At 55.9% G+C, this 2,465-nt stretch carries 2 protein-coding genes; both read right to left on the minus strand.

Going from position 1 to position 2,465, the window contains the following annotated elements:
* Positions 1-1,124: FtsX-like permease family protein (locus tag ACOSYY_RS05250; RefSeq protein ID WP_421661215.1), on the minus strand; the 1,124-nt coding region annotated here is incomplete at its 3' end.
* Positions 1,124-2,465 (minus strand): lysine--tRNA ligase (gene lysS, locus ACOSYY_RS05255; RefSeq protein ID WP_421661216.1); only part of this gene is annotated, 1,342 nt, incomplete at its 5' end. The genes lysS and ACOSYY_RS05250, both read right to left, overlap by 1 nt.

A 2,465-nucleotide genomic window follows, 5' to 3' on the forward strand; every position in this document is an offset into this window, starting at 1 on the left:
CTCGGGTCGAACGTCCAAAATGTTTGAATCAACCAGAGAAATGCGTAGCCCAAGGGAATGCCGATGCCTGTCCCTGCAAATCCAATGATCAATCCGTTCAGCATGAAAATGCGGCGGATACTGCGTTTCGTCGCGCCCATCGCCTTGAGGATCGCGATCTCCTTCTGCTTCTCCGTCACGATCATCGTGAGGGTACTGACGATGTTGAATGAGGCTACGATCGTAATCAGGATCAACAGGAGAAACATCATCGTCTTCTCCAGCTTCAGGGCCGAGAAGAGATTGCGATTCATCTGCATCCAATCTCTGGCTCCGTGGCTGAATCCCAGCTCTTGTTCGATATTGTGCGCGATCTCTCCGGCGCGGAACACATCCGTGACCTTGACCTCAATTCCGGTCACGCTCGCGCCCAAATTGAAAAACTTCTGGGCCTCGCCGAGTTCGATATAGGCAAACGAAGAATCGTATTCGAACATTCCCGACTGGAACAGAGCCACCACAGCAAACGTTCTGATTTTCGGCACCATCCCCATCGCGCTGATGGGGCCGACGGGAGAGACCACATTGACCGTATCGCCGACAAATACCCCCAGTCTGAGTGCCAACTCTTTGCCGAGAATGATGCCCGGTCTCTCAACGGCGCGAAGGTCGCCTTGAGGATCATCGGCCGGAGGTTGCAGTACTTTTACCGGCGTGAGCAGGTCGAGCAGTTGTCCGGCCGTGATGTTCTTGACAAGTTCGGTGACATTCGCTTCTCGTTTCGGATCGATCCCGCGCAAGATGATTCCTTGCCCCCCATTCTGTGTCGTGAGTAACACTTGGCGGAACACAAACGGCGTGGCGGCGACGATGTCAGGCATTGTTTGGATCTTGTCGGTCAGACGGTCGTAGTCGGTCATATGCTCTTTCATTCGCTCTTGGACGACGATATGTGCGGTCGTGCCGAGAATTTTGCTCTGAATATCCTCCCGGAAGCCGGTCATGATGCCGACCGTACCGATCAGCGCGGCAACTCCGAGCGTAATCCCGGCAACCGACACGAAAGTGTTCAGCGAGATGGTCCGGTTGCGGCGCTTGGCGCGCAGGTAGCGGAGTCCGACGAAGATTTCATAAGGGAGCGCCACTAGGATTTCTCTGGTCTGAGCTGCGGAAAAAGCACGACGTCGCGGATGGAGGCCTGATCGGTGAACAGCATGATCAATCGGTCGATTCCGATCCCTTCTCCGGCGGTCGGCGGCATTCCGAATTCAAGGGCTCGGAGGAAGTCTTCGTCGACGAGATGTGCTTCTTCATCGCCCGCGTCCCGCTGAGCCGCCTGACCTTCAAACCGTTCACGTTGGTCCAATGGATCGTTCAATTCGGAAAAGGCATTCGCGATTTCGCGTCCGGCAATGTACAGCTCGAATCGATCGGTCAGGCTCGGGTCCGCGTCCTTGCGTCTTGCGAGCGGAGAAATCTCAATGGGGTAATCGGTAATGAAAGTGGGCTGTTGCAAATTCGGTTCAACGGTCTCCTCGAAAATCTCGTTGACGATCGCGAACAACGATGCCTTCGGATCCACCGGGACATTCAGCCGTTTGGCGGCCGCCAATGCCTTTTCTCGATCATAGAGTACGGATGGGTCGAGATTATTCACTTCCAGGACGGCTTGGTGATAAGACCATCGCCGCCACGGAGGCGTGAGAACGATCTCTTTTCCTTGGTACGGAACGACCGTCGTGCCGAGAATCTGTTGAGCCAAGCTCGAGACGAGTTCTTCAGTGAGGACGATCAGGTCTTTGTAATCCGCGTACGATACGTAGAACTCCAGCATCGTGAATTCGGGGTTATGGATCGTCGAGATGCCCTCGTTCCGGAAGTTGCGGTTGATCTCGAACACGCGCGGAAATCCGCCGACGATCAGGCGTTTCAAGTACAACTCCGGCGCGATACGCAAGTAGAGATCGACGCCGAGCGCATTGTGGTGTGTGACAAAGGGTTTGGCCGTCGCGCCGCCGGGAATCGGATGCATCATCGGGGTTTCGACCTCGAGAAACCCTCGCTCAGTGAGGAATGCCCGGATGCCGGTGATGATACGGCTTCTGGCCGAAAAGATTTGATGGACCTGAGGGTTGGCGATCAGATCGACATAGCGCTGCCGATATCGGGTTTCGACGTCCGTCAGCCCGTGCCACTTTTCCGGGAGCGGCCGGAGTGCTTTACTAAGGAATGTCAGGTGACGGACCTCCACCGTGAACTCGTTCGTCTTCGTACGGAACAAGGTTCCCGTGACGCCGATCCAGTCTCCGAGGTCGAGTTGCTCCACGACGGTGTAGGCCTGCTCGGAGAGGAGGTCCTTTTTGAGATACACTTGCAGGCGGTCGGATCCGTCCTGCAGCACGGCAAATCCGGCTTTCCCAAAACGGCGCAGGGCGACGACCCGTCCCGCGACAGTGCACGAGATCTTTTCTTGCTCTAAGGTCTCC

It is taken from the genome of Nitrospira sp. BLG_2 (assembly GCF_049222245.1).